This is a genomic window from Streptomyces sp. OZ13, assembly GCF_052068155.1.
Lineage (GTDB): Bacteria > Actinomycetota > Actinomycetes > Streptomycetales > Streptomycetaceae > Streptomyces.
The window spans coordinates 1-18,481 of record NZ_JBQHCZ010000030.1 but is presented as its reverse complement, the minus strand read 5'-3'; the positions used below and the strand labels follow the sequence as shown (position 1 = coordinate 18,481).

The following is an 18,481-nucleotide window of genomic DNA, read 5'->3' as shown; positions in this document are numbered from 1 at the left end:
GTCATGGCCGCTGTCCGGGAAGACGCGGCGCCGCTCACCAGGGCGTCGGCAGCGCCCCACGGGCCTACGGCGGTATCCCTCCGGCGGGCTGGGCCGGGGGCTGGGGACGGCAATGGGTTCCGGGCAGACCGATCGTCACGGCGACGACACGGACCGGGTGGGCGTGGCGGGCAGCTGATGAGCGTCGCGGAGCCGACCGTCCCCGCCCCGCGCGGTCAGGCCATTTCGACGTAGCGGTGGACCCGGTCGAAGCGGCGGGCCGCCACGTCCCGGCGGCGGACCACCCAGTGGGCCACGCCGGAGTCCAGTTCCGTGACATCGTCGCCGCAGCTCCAGGTGGCCAGGAGAGCCCAGTCGTCGGCGCCCTCTCCGTGGGCCGTACCGCCCTGCTCGGAGGGGTCGGCCTCCTCCGGATCACGGGCGTAGTGGACGGGGTCGTTCTGGGGCGAGACCGGGTGGCCGCCGATCTGCAAGGCCCAGGAAGGGCGGTAGCCGCCCACGTGTGCCCATGCGTCGCCGAGTTCGTCGGCGAGTTCGAACTGCTCGTCCTCGGGGAAGTCGCCCCACCTGTCGAGGGCGAAGCTCTCCGGCATCTGCGCGCTCGGCTGGTGCCAGACCGTGCGGAGCTCACGCGGCCGGTACGGCTCGCGCCAGCCGTGTGCGAGGGGGCTCGAGGTTGTCGGGGTCCCGGCGGGGACGTACAGCACCGCGTCGGACACCTGTCCCCCGATGCCGTGCACATCGGTGCCGGAGAAGAGGAGCAGGTGGCCGTCGGCGGGGAGCGGGAGGCCGGTGACGCCCGGCGGGAGAGCCGCGAGGTCGACGGAGGCCACGAAGGGATCGGACGGCCTCGGCACGTCCTGCGGCAGCATGGGGTCGCCGCCGACCTGGGCCACAAGGGGACCGTTACCGCCCTCCGCCAAGTACACCGCCGGACGGGCGACACATATCCATTCCTCCACCTCCTTCGACGGCAGACCCCGGGATGCCGCCTCGGCCCGGAAGCGGTTCACTCTGTCCATGCTCGCGTCGGCCACCGGGCCACCCTAATGGGCTCATGGGGGCAGTGGCAGGGCCGAACTCGTTGGAAGACGAGGCCATTTGGCGCTACTGACCTTGGAAGCGTGATGTCGGCAGGGGCTGACGGTGTGTGATCGGCGCGGTGCCGGTTGTGGGAGATATCTGCGAGGTGGTGGGCTGACGCCTGAACGTTCGGGCGTTTCGCGAGCGGATCCGGCTGGAGGCCGCCGAGCGATTCGCTGCCGGTGCCTCCCACCCGCACGCTGACCACCCGCCTGGTCCTGCTGCGGGCCGGGCTCCTTGACGAGGCTGACAAAGCCCCTGCGGTTCTCCACCTCCGACCAGCCGACCCGTACTCCGTACATCTGGCCCCGCTCCTCACTCCTGCGTGAACCGGACCAGGATGAAGCCTCATGAACGACGGATCGAGCTGGCCCATCGACAAACTGACCGCGCTCCGGCTCGGCAGGAGGCTGGTCGCGGAAGTCCCGGCGATTCGGGACCCTGGACGAGCGACATCTGTGGAGGAACCCGAGCGCCTGACGGCTGTTCCGCAACCACAGTTACGGGGCAGCCCTTAGAACTCCTAACGGAATGAACCTCGATGGGGGCGACCCCTTGTCGAGGGATGCCGTCGGGCAGCATGGGGCGATGAACTCGGATCAGCCGCTGCCTCGTGAAGTGAAGGTCATCGACACGGCTTCGCTGATCAGGCTGGAGGAGCGGGCGTGTGAGCTCAGCCTCAACCAGCGGCTGGACCCGGCCTGGGTGATGGCGAACGCGGCGCCCGATGGAGCCCACTACGTGTGGCCGGCGCTGTGGAACAGCTTGTCCCATCGCCCGGATATGCCGCGTCAGCTGCGGTGCGAGCTGTTGATCACCCTGCGTGCGGGAGACCGGGTGATGAGCCTGCTGGACGTGCTTCCCGACGACTTCACCCCGCTGCCGAGAGTGACCTCGCGCGACGACGGCATGCGGGTGAGCGAACTGCTGGACCGTGCTCCTTCAGTCAGGGAATGGCTGCTGCGTGAAGACGGGGGCTCCTCAGACCGGCTGCCGTGACAGGCGCCTCCAGCAGATGAGTGCGCATCCGAGGGTGAGGAAGGCTTCGTGGATGTCGTCGCGTATCTCCCATCGGATCCGCAGGCGGCCGAACCAGTGCAGGTGAGCGAACGCTCGCAGCGTTGGGCGCCCCGACCGGAGCCGTGCTCGGTGACCCTGCGGGCGATCAGCGGCTTCACTCCGAGGTCCAGACCAGGCGGCGGTACTTGTCGTGGTCGTAGCCGCGGTCGCCGAGCACGGCGTCCGGGCGGCGCCGAGGCCGGCCGCGCTTGCCCCGCACCGGCGGCACGGCCTCAAGGAACGGGGCAAGCTGGGTGATGTCGTTGCGGTTGCCGCCGGTCAGCGTGGCGGCCAGCGGGATGCAGGTGATCCGGCCGTTCGGCCGGACCACCGTCCTCGCCTGTTGAAGTGTTGTTGCCGCCTGGGTCAGAAGTCGAACAGGTGGCTGGCTCGGGACTGCGCCACACAGCTGTTGGCGAACGTCTGCTCGTACGAGACTCGGCGACCCTCCCACACGCCGTCAGCTGTGACGGTCACGGGAGCGTAGATCTTCGGACAGACGCGCCCCGAGCCGTCGATCAGCGTGAGCGCAGGCTGACCGTGGGCGCGTTCCAGGTCCGCGCACGCGGCCCTTGCGTCCGGGTGGGTTCCGCCGGCGGTCGGCTTGCAGGTGAGGGTGACGGCCCGCTCCACGGTCGCTGCCGCCGCGCTCTCGCCCTGACCGACCGTCAGCACGACTGCGGACGGCGAGTACAGGCTGTGGGGCTCACTCGCCGCGGCAGGGCCGGCGGTCAGAGTAACGAGGCCGACGGCTGTCCCCGCCATGCAGGCGATCGTGGCTGCTGATCGACGCATCGGAGTCTCCTTCTTCTCGACTACGGAACCTGCAGCGTTGCTCAGCGTCGGGAGAACATCACATCGATGCCCGCCACCTCGGACATCGGCGACGGGGGGCAATTGACCGAAAGGGGCCATGACCGGGACGGGGGTTTCATCGGCAGCACGTTTAGCGCCAGTTCGTCAGCAAGAGCCCTCACCGAACCGGTCGCCTCAGGAACAGGAACGAGCCGTGACTTCTCGACCGATATGCCATGCTCTCCGTCTGATACGGCAGAAAGGTGATTGAAGCGGCATACAAATTCCTCTGGACGTGGCGGTTGCGTCACGCTGCCCCGCCGTCGTGGAGCAGTTCGGCGAAGATGCGCACGAGCTTCTCGCCCGCTTCGGTACCGCCCCGGAGGGGCGGGGCGCCGAGGCGGGTCTCATCACCACCAACGACCTGGTGCTCGCCGCGGTCGCCGACGGGCTCCGCTGCCAGGACCTTTCCGGGCATCATGGCGCGGTTTCGTACGGGCGGCCGTGCCGGGGCGTCACGGCATCTTCCAGAGCACGATGTGGTGGTCGTAGCCAACGGCGAGGCTGCCCCTGTCGGGGCTGAAGTCGAGAGATGACGGGGACGCCCCGGCGATGGCTTTGCTGAGCTGTGTCTCGCCTCCGCCGCTCTCAGAGTCGAACGTTCGGATGGTCTTGCGGGTGCGGGTGGACCATACGCCCGTCTCGCCGGACAGGCTTCCTCCCGCCAGGAGAGCCCCGTCGTGACTGAACGCAAGGGAGATGATGTCGTCGTCCGAGCCGAGGTCGAGTGCGCCTGCTTTCCGGCGGCCGGCGGGCTCCCAGAGTCCGACCGTTCCGGCGCCGCCGACAGCCAGCAACTTGCCGTCGGAGGTGACCGCGACATCCCGGGAAGCCTCGTCGGGGTAGGCGCGGATCGTTGCCGTGATCGTGCCCCGTCCGACGTCCCAGAAGCGCAGGTTGCCTGACGTCGTGACGGTGATCGCCGTGCGGCCGCGGTCGGTGAGCACGACTCCGTCGAGATCACCCCATCCGGGATCGGGGTCGTCCAAGGGCTGCCGGAGCGTGGCGACCCTGGCCTGGGTGCGCACGTTCCACAGCGTGATCGTCTGGTTCGAGGCCAGGGCGAGGGTCCCGCCGTCGCCGCTGAATGCAAGGGAATACGACGAGATGGCGTTCTCCTGTTCCTTGAGGCCTCGGAGCTCGGCGGTTCTCGTGCGCCCCTGTACGTCCCACAGCATGAGGGTCGCGTCCTCGTCGACGCTGGCGAGGAGTCTGCCGTCCGGGGAGAACATCACGTCGCCGGTGGTGCCGTACTCACCGTCCACGAGCGGTGACGTGACCTCAAGGGTCGTAGCGTCGCAGAGCAGCACGGCGCCTCTGCGGTCCCCGACAGCGAGCAGCCGGCCGTTTCGGCTGAAGCGGACGGCGGTGAGATAGCTCGGGAACTTCGCCGAGAGGGTGTAGGCGGCGGTCCGTTCGGGGCCGGCTTCCGGGGAGGCTGTTGCAGAGGGTTCCGGTGACGGCGAAGTTGGTGACGGCGTCGGGTGCGACCCTTTCCGCGACGACGGCCCGGTGAGCTTGTCCACGGCCAGCGCCGTCGCCAGGATCGCACTGGCGCCGCCGACCCCGCCGAGCAGCAGCGTCCGCCGGTCGGGAAGCCGGCGCCGCGCGGGAGGTGGTTCGGGCCGCATCAGCAGGGTGCCGGTGACGTTGGCCTCTCCGTCCCCGATCCGTACATCCCCCGTCCCGCGGAGCCCCAGCACTCGGGCGATCTCCGCGTGCTGTGCGTCGATCAACGCATGGACGTCATCGGGCCACGGCCGCACGGACGGTGGGACGGGCCCCATGAAAGCCATGATCTCTTCGGGGCTCGGCCGCGCCGCCGGATCCTTGGCCAGACACAGTTCAACGAGTTCCCGCAGATGTTCCGGCATGCCCGTCAGATCGGGCTCGCCGTGCACCACGTTATAGAGCGTCATCAGCGCCGAGTCCCCCGCGAACGGGTTGTGCCCGGTGCCCGCCCGGACCAGCACCGCTCCGAGGGAGAACACATCACTCGCGGGCGTGAGTCGCCGTCCCTCTGCCTGCTCCGGCGACATGAACGCGGGGGAGCCGACGACCAGGCCGGTCCGGGTGATCTCCGTACCGTCACCCGTGTCGGCGGCTCGGGCGATGCCGAAGTCGATGACCCTGGGGCCGTCGGCGGAGAGCAGGACGTTCGACGGCTTCAGATCCCGGTGGACCAGACCCGCGCGGTGAATCTCCGTGAGTGCCGCGGCGAGTCCGGAGGCCAGCCGAACGAGAGGCGCGGTGGGCAGCGGACCTGTCCGCTCTACGACCAGACTGACGGTGGGCCCGGGTACGAAGACCGATGCCAGCCACGGCTGCGGCACCCCGGCGTCCGCGCCGACCACGGCAGCCGTATAGGCACCGGAGACCCGGCGGGATGCCTCGACCTCACGACGAAAGCGCGCCCGGAACCCACCGTCCTGCGTGAACTCCTCGTGCACCAGCTTTACGGCCACCAGCCGCCCGTCCGGAGAGACGCCGAGGAGCACCCTCCCCATACCGCCCCGGCCCAGCTCCGCCACCAGCCGGAACTCGCCGGCGACAAGCCGCTCCGGCTCCCTCAAAGGCTCCATCGGTCCTCTCCGCTTCGTGAAGTCGGGGCTGAACCTACCCCCGTGCGGAACGGTTCGATCTGCGGGGTCCTCGTGCCACACACGTGACATACAACCCCTGAGGGAGCATCCCTTGCGTCCTTCACACCAGAACCAGCGGACGTCCCCTTGGGACCGTCTTCATGACGGCGTAATACGCGACCGTCCTGCCACGTCACGTCACCTCGGTGCTGCCGCAGACGAACGTGGTCTCCTGAAGCAGCCCTGGTGTGATGCGGATGCCGGTCAGATGCTCGGCGAGTGCGAACGCCGCTGGGCCCGCCAGGGAGTCCGCGGTGTCGGAGGTCTCCGCCCAGAACTGGAAGCCGATGTCGTGCATGGGCTGCAGGACTTCGTCGGGGGTTGTGCCCCACCGGCTGTCCGGGAACATCGGCTCGAACCACAGGCGCTTCGTCGAGTCCTCGGCCCAGAGGAATGCGTCGAGCCCGTTGATGTTCACGAAGTGCGAGACCCAGCGCATGCGTTGGTGCTGCTGGCGTTGGGGGTGGTGAAGGTCGCCACGGCCGAGCAGTTGCGGCAGTTGGTGCTGCCGGGGACGGCGGATGTGCAGACGGTCCGTAACGCGTGCAAGGACCTGCGCCATGCCGGGCCGGCGGAGTCGGTCGGCCGGGCGGTTCGCCCGGGCCCGTCGGGCAGGCCGGTGCGGCACGATCTGTGGAATTTGACGACGGCCGGTCTGGCGGCGGCGGCGAGCGAGCTCGGGCGCCCGGTGCGGGGGATGGGCGGCACGGCGCGGGATGCGGCGAAGGCCGGTGCCGCGCACGCCCTGGCCGTGACGGACACGATCGACGCGTTCCGCCAGTCACCGCCGCTGCCGACGAAGCCGGTCGCCCGCCGCACCACGAAGCCGCCGAAGCAACGGGTGCTGCCCGTGCGGCCGCAGGGCCTGGGGCATCTGCGGGGCTGGGAGACGGAGGTCGCGCTGCCGGTCGCGGGCACGTTCACCGCCCCGGCGAAGGGCTCCCTTCGTTCGGACGCGGTCCTCATCGCGCCGGAGGACGATGTTCCGGTGCTGTTCGTGGAGGTCGACAACCACACCGAGCCGGCCGAGGTCGTCGCCCGGAAAATCGTCCGCTACCGCGAATTCTTCCGCCGGCAGGTCAAGGACCACCGCGGCCGCGACATCCCGCTGTGGTCGACGCTGTGGGACGAATCCGGCCGCGGCGGCTACCCCCCGGTCGCCTTGGTGTTCACCAAGGACGTTGGTCCGGAGGCGCGGATGCGCCGCATGAAGAAGATCAAGGAAGCCTCCCGTGCGTGCTGGGAAGGCCGCTGGTACATCGACACCGGCTGGCAGCCGCCCGTCGACGGTGAGCAGCAGGACGGGCTGGTGGGACTTCACCGACACCGTCCCCGTCGTCGCCACCCACCTTGAGCACCTGTGCGCCAAGGGCCCGCACGGGCCGATCTGGTGGCGCTTCGGCCGCTCCAACTGGCAGCCCCTGACCGACGCACTGACCAACGCCCGCACCAAGGCGGAGTACGACGCCCGCGACGAGCAGCGCCGCACCGAGCGGGAGCGGGCGCGGGTCCTCGAGGACCGGCAGCGCCGGGACGAGCTGAATGCGGCCTGGCCGTGGTCGTGCCCGTCATGTCGGCACCGATGTCGCTGCCGACATGACGGGCGAGGACGGCTACCAGCCTCAGCAGGGCGGCTGTGCCCCCGCTGCGAGCACGCGCGCCGCGAACTCGAAGGCGAACGCCGCACGGAGGATGCGGCGCCGGCGAACGGCATCATGGCCCGCCTGCGCGCACGCGCCACGGAACGATAGCCAGCGACGCTGCTCCCCGTGGATGCGGCGACCGCCAAGGCCCGCCTAACCCCGGACCGAGGCGCCAACAGCAGCCGCGACGGGGGTGACAACAAGGGTGACAACATGGGTCACACAGGGGGTGACAGCAACCCTCACAACATGGGTGACACCGGCTCGCCGGGAGAACAGGCAAAGTCCCTGCTCACAGGGCATTCTCAGGACATCCGGTGCGCTGACATCCCTTCGTTTGAGGTGGTGGAGAGTCGATCTGCTGCCTAGGGATGGGGTGGCGCTGCGCTGGGCCTCGCTCTCGGCGCTGCCGCGCCGGTGGTCGACGGGCGGCGTGAGCGCCGCGCCTTTGCCGATCCTCACCGTCGAGGACGCGGTCACCGCGCGCCTGCCCCTCGGCGGTGGGCAAGCCCAAGACAGCGGGGCAAGGCCGCCCGCCCACTTCCCTCCGGAACTCCCTGATTCCGAACACGTCAAGGAGTAACGGCTCCCCGACTGGTCGGCATGGTGCGGTCGGGTGAGTCTGGGGGCATGAGTACCGCGCCGATCGCCGTGCACCGACTGTCCGCGTCGGCCGGCCGGCGGGTGACTGCGCACTTCCTGGGCCGGGACGAGATCCTCGGCACCGCTTACTCGGATCATGACCTGGTCGTGTTCCTCGAGGCCGCCGGAATTGCCGACCCTGGGATGGTGCTCGATGATCCGAGGTTCGTGGAGTGGCGTGGCGGGCGCCCGCATCAGTGGACCGCTGCCTGATTCACGGAGCAGGGGGCGGGCCCTGGTCGGTCTCACCCACCCCGGCCAGGGCCCGGCGTGCGCTTGCCGTGGGGACGGATGGTGCACGCGTGCCCAGCACAACGGCGGGTAGACCGTCCGGTCACGCAATCCCCATGGGAACGACCTTTCGTGTGCGCTCGCCCCCGCTCCACACCCCGGGGCGGCCTGCCTCCTGTGCAGCCGGATGCGCTGCGCCCTTGGATCATTAGCCAATGGCCGGAACCAACTAGAGGGGCCAAATGGGGGGCCAACTAGAGGGCCAACTGGAGGGCCAACTGGAGGGCCGTGTGAGGGGCCGAGTGGGGGGCCGACCCCCACCAGGGCGTTGGCGCATCCTGCCTGGTCAACCCCGGATTTCTGCGCTGGCTGGGAGCTGACTTCCCCTCTGCGGCCGCCTGGGAGATGAGGGCGGGCGGTCTGGAGCGGCACGGGAGCTGCTCCTCCACGGCCCCCGGGACGGCGACGCCCACCCGGCTCAAGTGCCGCTGATGACCGACGCCGAAGCCGCCGACTGGCATGACCATCCTGCGGCAGAGCAGAGTGGATTCCCGGTGAACGCTGAAGGCGTAAGTGCTTACCAAACTGCGACCTTCGTCGATTGGCTGAGACCGTAAATAGCTGTATCTCAACCGATCATGGAACGTGTGGGTCGAACAGGGTTCCTGATGGGGTGATCTTCCGGCTGTATGCGCATGAGGGCAGGGCCTCTCGGTAGCTCGGGGATGCGAATCCAGTCCGAGCAGTACCGGGAGGCCCTGTTGTCACATGTGTACGCGGTTGCGCCCGTCGACTTCAACTCGCCCGTCGTGTCGTGCGATTGCCTCGCGCACATGTACGGCAACGCTGCCGATCATCCCGAGAGGCAGCGCCGGTATCCGTCGGACATGACGGACGCGGAGTGGTTGGCGGTGCGGCCCTTGCTGCCCACGCCGTCCTGGCTGGAGGGCCGCGGCGGGCAGCCCGAGGGATACTGCCACCGCCAGATGCTGGACGCGATCCGCTACCTGGTCGCGGGCGGGATCTCCTGGCGGTCGATGCCGGCGGACTTCCCCCACTGGGCCCGGGTCTATGCCTTCTTCCGCCGCTGGCGCGAGAGCGGGCTGGTCGCGGAGTTCCACGACCGGCTGCGCGGGAAGGTGCGCGAGCGCGAGGGGCGCGAGGCGGAGCCGACGGCGGGGATCATTGACGCGCAGTCGGTGAAGGCCGCCGCGAGTGTTCCCGCCGCCTCACGCGGCTTCGACGGCGGCAAGCTGATCAACGGGCGGAAGCGGCACATCGTGACCGACTGCCTGGGTTTGCTGCTCGTCGTGGCCGTGACCGCCGCGAACATCGGGGACCGTGAGGCGGCCGTCGGCCTGCTGAGACGGCTGCGCGAGCTGCACCGGGACATCTGCCTGGTCTGGGCGGACGGCGGCTACACCGGGGCCCTCATCGACTGGTGCCGGCACAAGCTCGCCTTCGCCCTCGAAGTCGTCAAGCGCACCGATGACATGGAGGGGTTCGTGGTGCTGCCGAGGCGGTGGGTGGTCGAGCGCACCCTGGGCTGGCTGATGCACTCGCGCCGTTTGTGCCGGGACTACGAGACGCTCACCGCGACCAGCGAGGCGATGATCCAATGGCCGATGATCACGCGGATGAGCCGCCGCCTGGCGAGGCCACGACCCTGCGGCCGGCACTGAACGCGCCGGACGCCTCCTGGAGCAACCAGCCCCGCTCGGCCAGGCGTTTCGCCTTCGAGCGCACCCCCTCGACCTTCGCCGCCACTGCCGTGTCGATGCCCATCACGGCCGCGATGTCCTTGGCCCGCAAGGGTTCCAGGTCCGGCCGGTCCTGCAGCACATTCAAGATCCGCTGATTGTCCGGCGAGAGCACCGCCACCTCAAGCCCCTCCCGCCAGGGCGGCACGATCGCTCCCGGAACCGACGCGGCCGCAGGCGCGGGAACGGGAATGGGCGCCGTTTCTCCCTCACCCTGGGCTTCCGTCACGGCAGTGGTCTCGGCGGCGGATGCGGCCAGGGCGTCCACGAGCTCCTCGCGAGCGATCACCCGCCGGTCCAGCTCGATCTCGCCGGCCTCCAAGGCCGCAGCCGTACGAGCCGCCTCCTCCCGCAGCACCTCCACCCGCTCGCGGGCAGACATTTCCCGCGCCTCCAGCAACCCCAGCATCGACGCCATCGCGCACCCCTCGACGAACCAGCGCAAGCAGAACACCAGATGCCTCCCTCACCCCGACCGAGACCATGCCTGACCAGCAGGAATCAAGCGATCATGTTCGGTTGAGATACGGCTTCTGAGCCCAGACATTCCGCCACGGTCCCCGCTGGGACCTCTGCCCCACCGAGCCAACTGGAGAGCCGCCGGCGCCGTCGCCTCACTCGCGCTGGTCCTGGCAGCGGGGGTGGTCAGCCCGGTCGCGGCTCAGAGCATTGGCGAACACGTGAGCGCCACGAGCGACCCGAGCGGCGGGGACGACACGTGCAAGGACTGGCCACTTCGAGGCGGCGAGGACGACTGCAGCGAGGGCCCGGCGGGTCCGGCGGGCCCCACGGGTCCGACCGGCCCGACGGGTGCACAGGGCGACCCAGGCCCCACGGCCCAACGGGGCCGATGGGTCCACAGGGTGACCCAGGCCCTACCGGGCCAACGGGTGATACGGGCCCCGCCGGCCCCACCGGTTCGGCGGGCACCCGCGAAGTCGTCACCGAGGGCCCAATCAACATGCCCCCCCGGATCGGCCGATCGTCAAACCCCGGAATGCCCCGAAGGCTAGAGCCCGTGTCCGGGGGCATCCAGTCCAACACGGCAGCCACTACGATCTCCCAGTCCTATCCCGACGCTACGCTCAACGGCTGGTCGACCGGTGTACGGAACGATTCACCCGATCAGAACCCTGCCGTCACCTGGTACTCCATCTGCGAAACGGTCGCCTAGTTGTGCTGTCTCTGGAGGTTGGTACCGCGTCTGCGATTGACGGCGTCGGGGAGGCGTCCTTGAGGGTTGAACGTCTGGGGCTACGTGTCGCTGTGGTGGGTCACTTGGATGTGTCCAGCCTCGATAATTTCCCGGATGTGGGTGGCGATCTGGCGCAGGCGGATTTCGGGTAGGCGAGTGGTGGGTCCGGCGACGGCGATGGCAGCGCGTGCCCGGTTGCCGTCCCACACGGGTACGGCCGTGCAGGAGATGTCAGGGTGGAAGCGGGCCAGGTCGAGGGCATAGCCGTCGGTGCGGGCCTGCTCCACGCTGGCGGCGGCCTTGTTCCAGGCCGCGGGCTGGTCCGCCGCGAGGCGGTGATGCAGGTCGGGCCGTCCTGACAAGAGAGCGTGGCCGATGGCGGTGCCGAGCAGGGGTTCGCGGCCACCAACGGGGATGGTCAGCCGCAGCGGGGCTTGGGCTTCCACAGCGTCGAGGCAGAGGTACTGGGCCCCGGCAGGGACAGCCAAGTAGCTCGTTTCCCCGGTGTGTTGGGTGATCTTCTCCAGGGTGGGGTGTAGACGTTCGCGCAGCAGGTCGTCGGCGACTGAGGCGCCGCGGGCGAGGTCGGTGAGGCGGTCGGTGAGAGTGTAGACGCCGCCGCGGGAGGGCTGGGTGACGTATCCGAGCTCCTGGAGTGTGGCCAGCAGATTGTGTGTGGTGCTGCGGTTCAGCTGCGCAGCGTCCGCGATGTCGCTGAGCCGGGCCCCGCCGGGGGCGGCTGCGATGGCCTCCAGTAGCTGGAACGCGCGCTGCACTGACTGGATCATCGGAACTCCAATTCATCATAGTGGAATCTAGTCAATGATTCTAGAGCCGAGATTTGACATTGAGGAATCTCTTCGTACGGTGGAATCATTCAGCATCGCAAGATTAGGGCCGGGCGGAAACCGGCTCAGTTCATCATGGAGGAATTGATGGTGGAGTCCGTGCAGCAGGTCGTGCAGGCAGTTACGTCAGCCGCTCACCAGCGAGGGTTCGCGGTCAGCGTCGCGGTCGTCGACCAGGCCGGTCACCTGGTGACCTTCCATCGGATGGACGGCGCGCTGGCCGGGCCGATCGACGTGAGCATCAAGAAGGCCCGTACCGCGGCTCTGTTCGGCACCGACAGCATCGCCCTGGGCCAGGACGCGCAGCCCGGCGGCGCGATCTACACCCTGGAGCACACCAACGGCGGCTTGATCAGCTTCGGCGGCGGCGTGCAGCTGCGCCAAGCAGGCCAGACCCTTGGCGCGGTCGGCGTCGCCGGAGCCACGGTGGAGGCCGATGAGGAACTCGCTCGCCTCGGTGCCGCCGCGCTGCGCTGACCACCCCGGCCGACGGGCTCGGCCCGTCGGCCGCACTTCCCTCGGAAGGTTCCCCGGATGATCCGCCTGCTCTCCCTCACCCTTGCCGCTTTCGCCATCGGCATCAGCGAGTTCGTCCTCGTCGGCCTGCTCCCGGTCATCGCCGCCGACGTCCATACCGACCTCGGCACCGCTGGCCTGCTGGTGACCGTCTACGCATTGGCCATCACCGTACTCTCCCCGCTCCTGACCAGCTGGCTGAGCCGCCACAACTCCCGCACCATGCTCGCCGGCCTCATGGTCCTGTTCGCCCTCGGCAACCTTGCCGTCGCCGTTTCCCCGAACCTGACCGGCCTGATGATCGGCCGGGCCGTAGCCGGCGCCGCCCACGGCACCGTCTTCGCCCTCGGCGCTCCCGTCGCCGCCGCACTGGTCCCCAAAGACAAGGCCGGCCGGGCGATCGCCCTGATGTTCCTCGGCCTGACGGTCGCCATGGTCGTCGGCGTTCCCGCCGGCACCGCCATCGGCACAGCAGTCGGCTGGCGTGCCACCTTCACCCTCGTTGCCGCGCTCGGCCTGGCCGCCGCCGTGACCCTCTGGGCACTGATCCCCTCCGCCTCCGGCGGGCAGGGAGTGCGCGTACGCGAACAACTCGCCTTGCTCGCCCACCGCCCCCTCGCGCTGACCTACACCGTCACCGCCCTGGGCTTCGGCGCCACCTTCGCCGTCTTCACCTACCTCGAACCCCTCCTCACCCGGCACGCCAACTACACCACCACAGCGGTCACCTGGATCCTGATGCTCTTCGGCGCCGCCACCGTGGCCGGGAACCTCCTCGGCGGACGCCTGACCGACCGCCGCGGTCCCGTCCTCGTGATCCGCACATCCCTGACCGGCCTGGTCATCTCCCTGGCCGCGCTCCTGATCACCCAGAACCACGCGGTCGCCGTCGCGGTCAACATCGCCGTCTGGGGCATCTTCGCCTTCTTGATCTCCCCCGCGGTGCAGACCCACGCTGTCGCTCTCGCCTCCACCCACGGTCCGGGAGCGGAGAAGGCCGCCAGCGGCCTGAACATCGCCGCCTTCAACGCCGGCATCGCCACCGCGTCCTTCACCGGCGGCCTCGTCCTGGACCACGGCGATCCCGCCCGCACTCCGTGGGTGGCCATCGCCCTCGCCCTGGTCGCCCTCGCGGCCACCACGGGCATCACCGCACGACGCACCACGCGGATGGACAGGCAACCGCAGCAGCACCAGGGCGACGCCCCCACTACACAACCGCAGTCCTTCTCGCACCACGCCCATCAGCAAGATTACTAATTTCCAGAAGCGCAGGGCGCCGATCCCGGCGTTGTGCTCGGGGACGACTCAGGCCACGGAGGGGCGGGCATCGTCAGCGCCGCGTGCACGCTGAAATAGAGAGGGCACTCACCTTTGACACCGGGACGGGCTGATATGGCGGGGCATCCCAATGCCCCGCTGACGCCGGAAGGGCGACGCCGACTATGCGAGCGCGTGGATGCCGGGCGCCCCATCGCGCACGTCGCTGCGGAAGCCGGGATCTCCCGCCGTTGTCTGGCGAAGTGGTACGCGCGCTGGCAGGCGCACGGTGGGGCTGGTCTGCTTGACCACTCCTCCCGCCCGGTCACCAGCCCGTCCCGCACCGCGGAGGACGTCGCGGATTTGGTGGAGGCACTGCGGCGGCAGACCAAGTACGGGCCCGCGCGGCTCGCAGCCGACCTAAAACGGCTGCACGGCATCACGGTCGCGCCGGCCACCGTGCACCGCATCCTGGTCCGCCGCGGGCTGAACCGACTGCGGGACCTGGACCCACCGACCGGTGAACAGTTGCGCGAAGTCATCCGCTACGAGCACGACCGGCCCGGCGACCTGATCCACGTCGACATCAAGAAGCTCGGACGCATCCCTACCGGCGGCGGCTGGCGGATGCACGGCGTCGGCACCGAGTCCTCCCGCGCCTCCAAACGAGACGGTCCAGGCACCGGCAGGGTCGGTTACACCTACCTGCACTCCGCGCTCGACGACCATTCCCGGCTCGCTTACACCGAGGCCCTGGACAATGAGAAAGCCGTGACCGCGGCCGTCTTCTGGCACCGGGCCCTTGCCTTCTTTGCCGCCCACAGCATCACTCCGATCCACCGAGTCCTCACCGACAACGGGGCGTGCTACCGCTCCCAGACCTGGTCCGACGCGCTCGCGAAGACGGGCACGAAACACAAGCGGACCAGGCCCTACACGCCTCGGACGAATGGCAAGGTCGAACGTTATAACGGCACCCTTGTCCGTGAATGGGCCTACGTGCGCGGTTACACGTCCGAGTACGAACGCCGTGTCGCGCTAGCTGACTTCCTGAACTACTACAACCACGAGCGGCCGCACGCCGCCTTGGGCGGGAAGCCGCCGATCACCCGGACCGGCGGCAGCGACTACCGCGTGACCTTCGACCAGTCGCCGGAACCACTCAACACGTTCCCGCAGCAGTTGGCGTTCGAGGACTTCGTGGAACCAACCTCATGAGACACCACACCTAGTCCTGACACTCAAGGCCGTTCCCGACAGGTCGGTAAGCCCCGATCAACCGCGAGTGCCAGGGTGAGCCCATGGCTTCACCCTGGCACCCGTTACGGCTGGCGCCCGTGCATCGTGCGGACCGGGCGGGGGTGCACTTCACTGTCGGGAAGGGCACGCGGGGCCGGTCCCGCTGGACGGTGCTCTTGGACGTCACCGGCGGTGAGCCCTTCTGCCGCTCTCTCGGAGGCGATGTCCTTCTGCGACGTAGGAGCGGACCGCCTACGACGGGAAGATTCCGATCGTGGCCACTGGGTTGAACTGCTGGGCGAGCAAGGACCCGAGGGCGAGGTGTTCCACCGTTTCGGGCGCCCGGGCTTTCAGCCCTTGGGGGGTGATCGGCAATCTGTGCCGGGATACCGCCGACGCGCCGGAGACGAAAGGGAAGGCAACCGAGTACACGGCGGAGCAGCAGAGCCTGCCGAAGAGGAGGAGCGCGGACGCAAGCCCGGCCTGGACAGTTGCGGCGGATTGTTCAGCGACGAGACGAGCGGTGGCCCGAAGTCCGATGGGAGGGAGGGGACGCGCATCCGCAGCTGTGCGGTGTGTGTGCGCCGCAGGCCGCACGTGAGGAGAGAGAGCAGGCTGCGGATGCCGAGGGCCAGGCGGAGGAAGAGGTGATGACCGTGCGGCAACGCACCGGTATCCTCGCCCGCCTCCGTGTCCCGCACCAAAAACCAGTGAGCACCTGGCACTGGTGAGTAGCCGCCGTGAGGCGGGCCCTGGCCGGTCTCGCCGTCCTGCCAGGGCCCCGGCATGCCTCCACGGGTACGGATGGTGCACGCGTCGCCCAGCTCAACGCGTAGCGCGCCGCCCGGTTACGCACACTGCCGGGCCGGCTCGGGTTACCTCGTTTGGCGCGCTGGCCTCCGCCGGCCTGCGCGAAGACTACTCCGTGTGGAACGAGTGGCGCATGTGGTCACTCGAGAAGCAGCCGTTGTCGTCCCGGGTCCCGGCTCGGAGCCCGTCCGCGGCAGCAAGCGCATCAATCGCGACAGCTGCACGGCTGGCTCCACCACCCCGCGTAGCAGGTGGTTGCGGCTGCATGCATGGCATGTATTCAAAGGTTAGCTGGCTACGACGCAGCTCGCGTAGACATTGAAGATCACGTTGCCGCCGCTGTTGTTGCGGATGGCGATGACCCATCGTTCGGGGGGGTTGGTGGGGCCGGGGCGGTTGTCTGTGACGAGGACGCCGGCGGGTGCTTCGGGCTGGACGAAGTTGTAGCCGCCGGCGATGGCGACCTTGCCGTCAGGACATACCGCGCTGAAGAACTGGTTCACGCCGGGGTTGTTGGGGGCCTGGAACTGTTCCGACACCACCTCGAACCCGCTGACTCCCGCGGCGCCGGTGGGACCGGTCGGCCCGGTCGCGCCTACGGCACCCGGTTCCCCTGGCTCGCCCTGGGGTCCGGTGGCTCCCGTCGGCCCGGTGTCGCCCATGGGACCGGTCGGCCCGGTGGCTCCGGGCCGCCCCTGGCACTCGTCGTAGCCTTCCGGCCCGACGGTGATGGCAGGGAGCGAGAGCGACTTGGGTCGCCTGCAGTCGTCGGGGTCCGGTTCCGCTTGGCTCACCCCGGCTGTCGGCCGGTATTGAGTCGTCGCCAGTGCAGGGCTGTTGAAGCCCAGCATCACGAGGGCCAGTGTTGCCATCGCGCCGCCCGTGATCCAAGCGCCCCGTTTGGGTACCGGCCCCAAGCAGGAGCGTGGTGCGCCATCAGATGCCATGGATGTCTCCTGATTCTTCCGAGATGAATCAGCCGCCGTAGAAAGGGCGGCGACTACTCAGGATCATCGCTTTCGGAAACTGGTCGCGCACTTTGAGTAACGCCGCTTGGCGCACCTGTGCATATGCGCTCACCGAAGCCGCTCCCACCCGCGCCATGGGCACTCAGCCACAACAAGAAGGCCGGCGATGTCGATGTCTTGAACAGCGCTCGCCCACGTGGCCAGACGGGCCGCGCTCCACACCTGTCCTGTGTCGTCGAAACTTTGACGGAAGCGAGTCCGCGTCCTGGGTTCACCACCCGGGGCTTTGGCCCCGGCGCCGCCGCCGCTCCGCCCCCTCGATTCACATCGCGTGGAAACAATTGTTTCCACGGGGCGCTCGCCGTACGCGGCGTCCTGCTGCGCGCAGGATCAGCCGGAACTCGGAGCGTCGCCCACGGCCTGGAGCACGGGGCCCGAGCTGGAGGCGGCAACCTCCAGCACGGCCCATGCTCCGCAACCGCAGGCGGAGTCCGGCAGAGCTCCGCCGCGACACGGCAGCCTGGCCCGCCCTGGCGAGCTCCGGCGGGACCATGCGGTGCGATGGCTGATGGGGGTCGACCATGGCCGAGTTCCACACCCCGGCGTCCCACGACGCCTACGAGGTGCTGCCGGCCGGTAATCAGCGCTTCGTCCGCCGGTGCCCTTGAGCACCCCAACCAGGACGCCGCTTCGTCCGCCGGTGCCCTTGAGCACCCCAACCAGGACGCCACCCGACGGGCGGAGATCGCACCGTCCCAGCGACTCCTCGACCGTGAACAGCTCCTCGGTGCCCTTGGCCACCGAACTGCCCACCGGCCTCATCGGCTCGATCTCCACAGCCTTGTCGCCGAGCGCGAACTGGGCCCTCGCGACCTGCGCGACCAGTTCCCGCGCCTCGGCCACCAGCTGTTCGTAACGCGTCCGTGAGACATTCCCGACCCGCTCCGACATGCCGCCTCCACCCTCTCCGTCCTGGGCAGGGCCAACCACCGGACAGTGACCGATCGGCACCACATCAGCCCAGGTCACGATCAGAATGAAGCGGCAGCTTCCCAGGGCGGGAGGCGCAAAGAAGGGGCGCGCGAGGCGTCCAGCAGAGGCCGTTCAACCCTCTGCGGAACGAGCGGTCCTGCCGGGACGGAAGCGGCGTTCGGCTATGGCGTCACCGTGACGGAATCCCGTGACGCCTTCTCCCGCCAGGCCCGTGTGCGGCACCGAGCAGAACAGAACACCGCCGACCGCCGACGTTCAACCCCCACCGTCCATCCCCGGCCACAGACCGGACACGCCGCCTCGTCCCCACGCTGCATCGCCGCCACCCATCGGCGGGCCTGTTCCAGCCTTCGCCACCGCCGTGACCTGCACCTACCCGAACAGAACACCGCTGCCGCCGACTTCGTCGGCAGCAGCGGCACCCCACACTCCTGGCAATACCTTCGAGCCACCCCACCAGACGCCATAGCGCCCAGCATCCCGGTCGCGGGAACGTACGGACAGGGATGCCAGACAGACACTTACTCCCGTGGGCAGCTCGCTCGGATTTTGATCAACGTAAATAGGTTCCTGGGCGCGGCCCTTTCGTGAGAGGCCCGACCGTGGAACTGGTGTGGTACCAGCGTGGAACTTGGGCCACTTCGGCCTGTTGAATGACCACCTAGTCTTCTGAGTCGGGAATTCTGTTCAGATGTATAGGCTTGCTCCATGGCACGGACGGGGCGGCCGAAGGCCGA

Annotated in this window: 15 protein-coding genes and 2 pseudogenes; 8 read left to right on the top strand and 9 right to left on the bottom strand. The window is 69.0% G+C overall.

All coding sequences use genetic code 11. The features are described 5' to 3' along the window. Positions 1-215: 215 nt before the first annotated feature. Entirely contained in the window at positions 216-1,037 is an 822-nt protein-coding gene (locus tag ACTMTU_RS35550) for a DUF1963 domain-containing protein (RefSeq protein WP_441267557.1), read from the bottom strand. A 634-nt stretch (positions 1,038-1,671) separates the two neighbouring features. Here ACTMTU_RS35550 and ACTMTU_RS35545 point away from each other — a divergent pair. Then, the gene (locus tag ACTMTU_RS35545; RefSeq protein ID WP_441267556.1) at positions 1,672-2,082 is read left to right on the top strand and encodes a hypothetical protein; all 411 of its coding nucleotides are present in this window, start codon (positions 1,672-1,674) and stop codon (positions 2,080-2,082) included. On the opposite strand, the pseudogene ACTMTU_RS35540 reads toward ACTMTU_RS35545, so the two are convergent. The 5 genes and pseudogenes from ACTMTU_RS35540 to ACTMTU_RS35520 all read right to left on the bottom strand — a co-directional run. Beyond that, positions 2,065-2,443: pseudogene (locus ACTMTU_RS35540) on the bottom strand (transposase); the annotation flags it as partial. The gene ACTMTU_RS35545 and the pseudogene ACTMTU_RS35540 sit on opposite strands and share 18 nt — an antisense overlap. A 65-nt stretch (positions 2,444-2,508) precedes the next feature. Continuing rightward, positions 2,509-2,937 carry a subtilase-type protease inhibitor gene (locus ACTMTU_RS35535; RefSeq protein WP_441267555.1) on the bottom strand — a complete coding sequence of 143 codons (429 nt, stop codon included), beginning with the start codon at positions 2,935-2,937 and terminating at the stop codon, positions 2,509-2,511. Between the two features lie 307 nt (positions 2,938-3,244). Then, positions 3,245-3,418, bottom strand: coding sequence for a hypothetical protein (locus ACTMTU_RS35530; protein ID WP_441267554.1), 174 nt, complete (start codon positions 3,416-3,418; stop codon positions 3,245-3,247). Between the two features lie 34 nt (positions 3,419-3,452). Further along, on the bottom strand, positions 3,453-5,579 hold the full coding sequence (locus ACTMTU_RS35525) for a WD40 repeat domain-containing serine/threonine protein kinase (RefSeq protein ID WP_441267553.1): 2,127 nt from the start codon (positions 5,577-5,579) through the stop codon (positions 3,453-3,455). Between the two features lie 193 nt (positions 5,580-5,772). Continuing rightward, positions 5,773-6,078, bottom strand: a complete 306-nt coding sequence (locus tag ACTMTU_RS35520) for a DUF6461 domain-containing protein (RefSeq protein ID WP_441267552.1) — start codon at positions 6,076-6,078, stop codon at positions 5,773-5,775. Between ACTMTU_RS35520 and ACTMTU_RS35515 the strand changes: the two genes are divergently transcribed. The 4 genes from ACTMTU_RS35515 (at position 6,061) to ACTMTU_RS35500 (ending at position 9,837) form a co-directional block, all read left to right on the top strand. Further along, the gene (locus ACTMTU_RS35515) at positions 6,061-6,993 is read left to right on the top strand and encodes a replication-relaxation family protein (RefSeq protein ID WP_441267551.1); all 933 of its coding nucleotides are present in this window, start codon (positions 6,061-6,063) and stop codon (positions 6,991-6,993) included. The two genes, ACTMTU_RS35520 and ACTMTU_RS35515, sit on opposite strands and share 18 nt — an antisense overlap. After that, a complete protein-coding gene (locus tag ACTMTU_RS35510; protein WP_441267550.1) occupies positions 6,929-7,390 on the top strand; it encodes a hypothetical protein in 462 nt (153 codons plus the stop codon). The genes ACTMTU_RS35515 and ACTMTU_RS35510 overlap by 65 nt, the downstream gene beginning before the upstream one ends. Positions 7,391-7,912: 522 nt before the next feature. Next, the gene (locus ACTMTU_RS35505) at positions 7,913-8,137 is read left to right on the top strand and encodes a hypothetical protein (RefSeq protein WP_441267549.1); all 225 of its coding nucleotides are present in this window, start codon (positions 7,913-7,915) and stop codon (positions 8,135-8,137) included. Positions 8,138-8,880: 743 nt separating this feature from the next. After that, positions 8,881-9,837: an IS5 family transposase gene (locus tag ACTMTU_RS35500; RefSeq protein WP_441267548.1), complete on the top strand. Its 957-nt coding sequence runs from the start codon at positions 8,881-8,883 to the stop codon at positions 9,835-9,837. Here ACTMTU_RS35500 and ACTMTU_RS35495 read toward each other — a convergent pair. After that, on the bottom strand, positions 9,785-10,333 hold the full coding sequence (locus tag ACTMTU_RS35495; protein WP_225859315.1) for a hypothetical protein: 549 nt from the start codon (positions 10,331-10,333) through the stop codon (positions 9,785-9,787). The genes ACTMTU_RS35500 and ACTMTU_RS35495 overlap by 53 nt on opposite strands. Positions 10,334-11,169: 836 nt before the next feature. Then, positions 11,170-11,898, bottom strand: a complete 729-nt coding sequence (locus tag ACTMTU_RS35490) for an IclR family transcriptional regulator (protein ID WP_441267547.1) — start codon at positions 11,896-11,898, stop codon at positions 11,170-11,172. Between the two features lie 147 nt (positions 11,899-12,045). Here ACTMTU_RS35490 and ACTMTU_RS35485 point away from each other — a divergent pair, with 147 nt between their 5' ends. The 3 genes and pseudogenes from ACTMTU_RS35485 to ACTMTU_RS35475 all read left to right on the top strand — a co-directional run. After that, positions 12,046-12,435, top strand: coding sequence for a GlcG/HbpS family heme-binding protein (locus ACTMTU_RS35485; RefSeq protein ID WP_441267546.1), 390 nt, complete (start codon positions 12,046-12,048; stop codon positions 12,433-12,435). A gap of 57 nt (positions 12,436-12,492) precedes the next feature. Further along, positions 12,493-13,734 (top strand): MFS transporter, encoded by a 1,242-nt coding sequence (locus ACTMTU_RS35480; RefSeq protein WP_441267545.1) that lies wholly within the window; start codon positions 12,493-12,495, stop codon positions 13,732-13,734. A gap of 135 nt (positions 13,735-13,869) precedes the next feature. After that, positions 13,870-14,847 (top strand): annotated as a pseudogene (locus ACTMTU_RS35475) (IS481 family transposase); the annotation flags it as partial. Positions 14,848-16,070: 1,223 nt separating this feature from the next. Here ACTMTU_RS35475 and ACTMTU_RS35470 read toward each other — a convergent pair. Further along, on the bottom strand, positions 16,071-16,655 hold the full coding sequence (locus tag ACTMTU_RS35470; protein ID WP_441267544.1) for a hypothetical protein: 585 nt from the start codon (positions 16,653-16,655) through the stop codon (positions 16,071-16,073). Between the last annotated feature and the right edge of the window lie 1,826 nt (positions 16,656-18,481).

Bases quoted from the DNA above. Each gene is read 5' to 3' on its own strand.
- ACTMTU_RS35545 (WP_441267556.1), top strand. From the start codon at position 1,672: ATGAACTCGGATCAGCCGCTGCCTCGTGAAGTGAAGGTCATCGACACG.
- ACTMTU_RS35535 (WP_441267555.1), bottom strand. From the start codon at position 2,937: ATGCGTCGATCAGCAGCCACGATCGCCTGCATGGCGGGGACAGCCGTC.
- ACTMTU_RS35530 (WP_441267554.1), bottom strand. From the start codon at position 3,418: ATGATGCCCGGAAAGGTCCTGGCAGCGGAGCCCGTCGGCGACCGCGGC.
- ACTMTU_RS35525 (WP_441267553.1), bottom strand. From the start codon at position 5,579: ATGGAGCCTTTGAGGGAGCCGGAGCGGCTTGTCGCCGGCGAGTTCCGG.
- ACTMTU_RS35520 (WP_441267552.1), bottom strand. From the start codon at position 6,078: ATGCGCTGGGTCTCGCACTTCGTGAACATCAACGGGCTCGACGCATTC.
- ACTMTU_RS35505 (WP_441267549.1), top strand. From the start codon at position 7,913: ATGAGTACCGCGCCGATCGCCGTGCACCGACTGTCCGCGTCGGCCGGC.
- ACTMTU_RS35500 (WP_441267548.1), top strand. From the start codon at position 8,881: ATGCGAATCCAGTCCGAGCAGTACCGGGAGGCCCTGTTGTCACATGTG.
- ACTMTU_RS35495 (WP_225859315.1), bottom strand. From the start codon at position 10,333: ATGGCGTCGATGCTGGGGTTGCTGGAGGCGCGGGAAATGTCTGCCCGC.
- ACTMTU_RS35490 (WP_441267547.1), bottom strand. From the start codon at position 11,898: ATGATCCAGTCAGTGCAGCGCGCGTTCCAGCTACTGGAGGCCATCGCA.
- ACTMTU_RS35485 (WP_441267546.1), top strand. From the start codon at position 12,046: ATGGTGGAGTCCGTGCAGCAGGTCGTGCAGGCAGTTACGTCAGCCGCT.
- ACTMTU_RS35480 (WP_441267545.1), top strand. From the start codon at position 12,493: ATGATCCGCCTGCTCTCCCTCACCCTTGCCGCTTTCGCCATCGGCATC.
- ACTMTU_RS35470 (WP_441267544.1), bottom strand. From the start codon at position 16,655: ATGGCAACACTGGCCCTCGTGATGCTGGGCTTCAACAGCCCTGCACTG.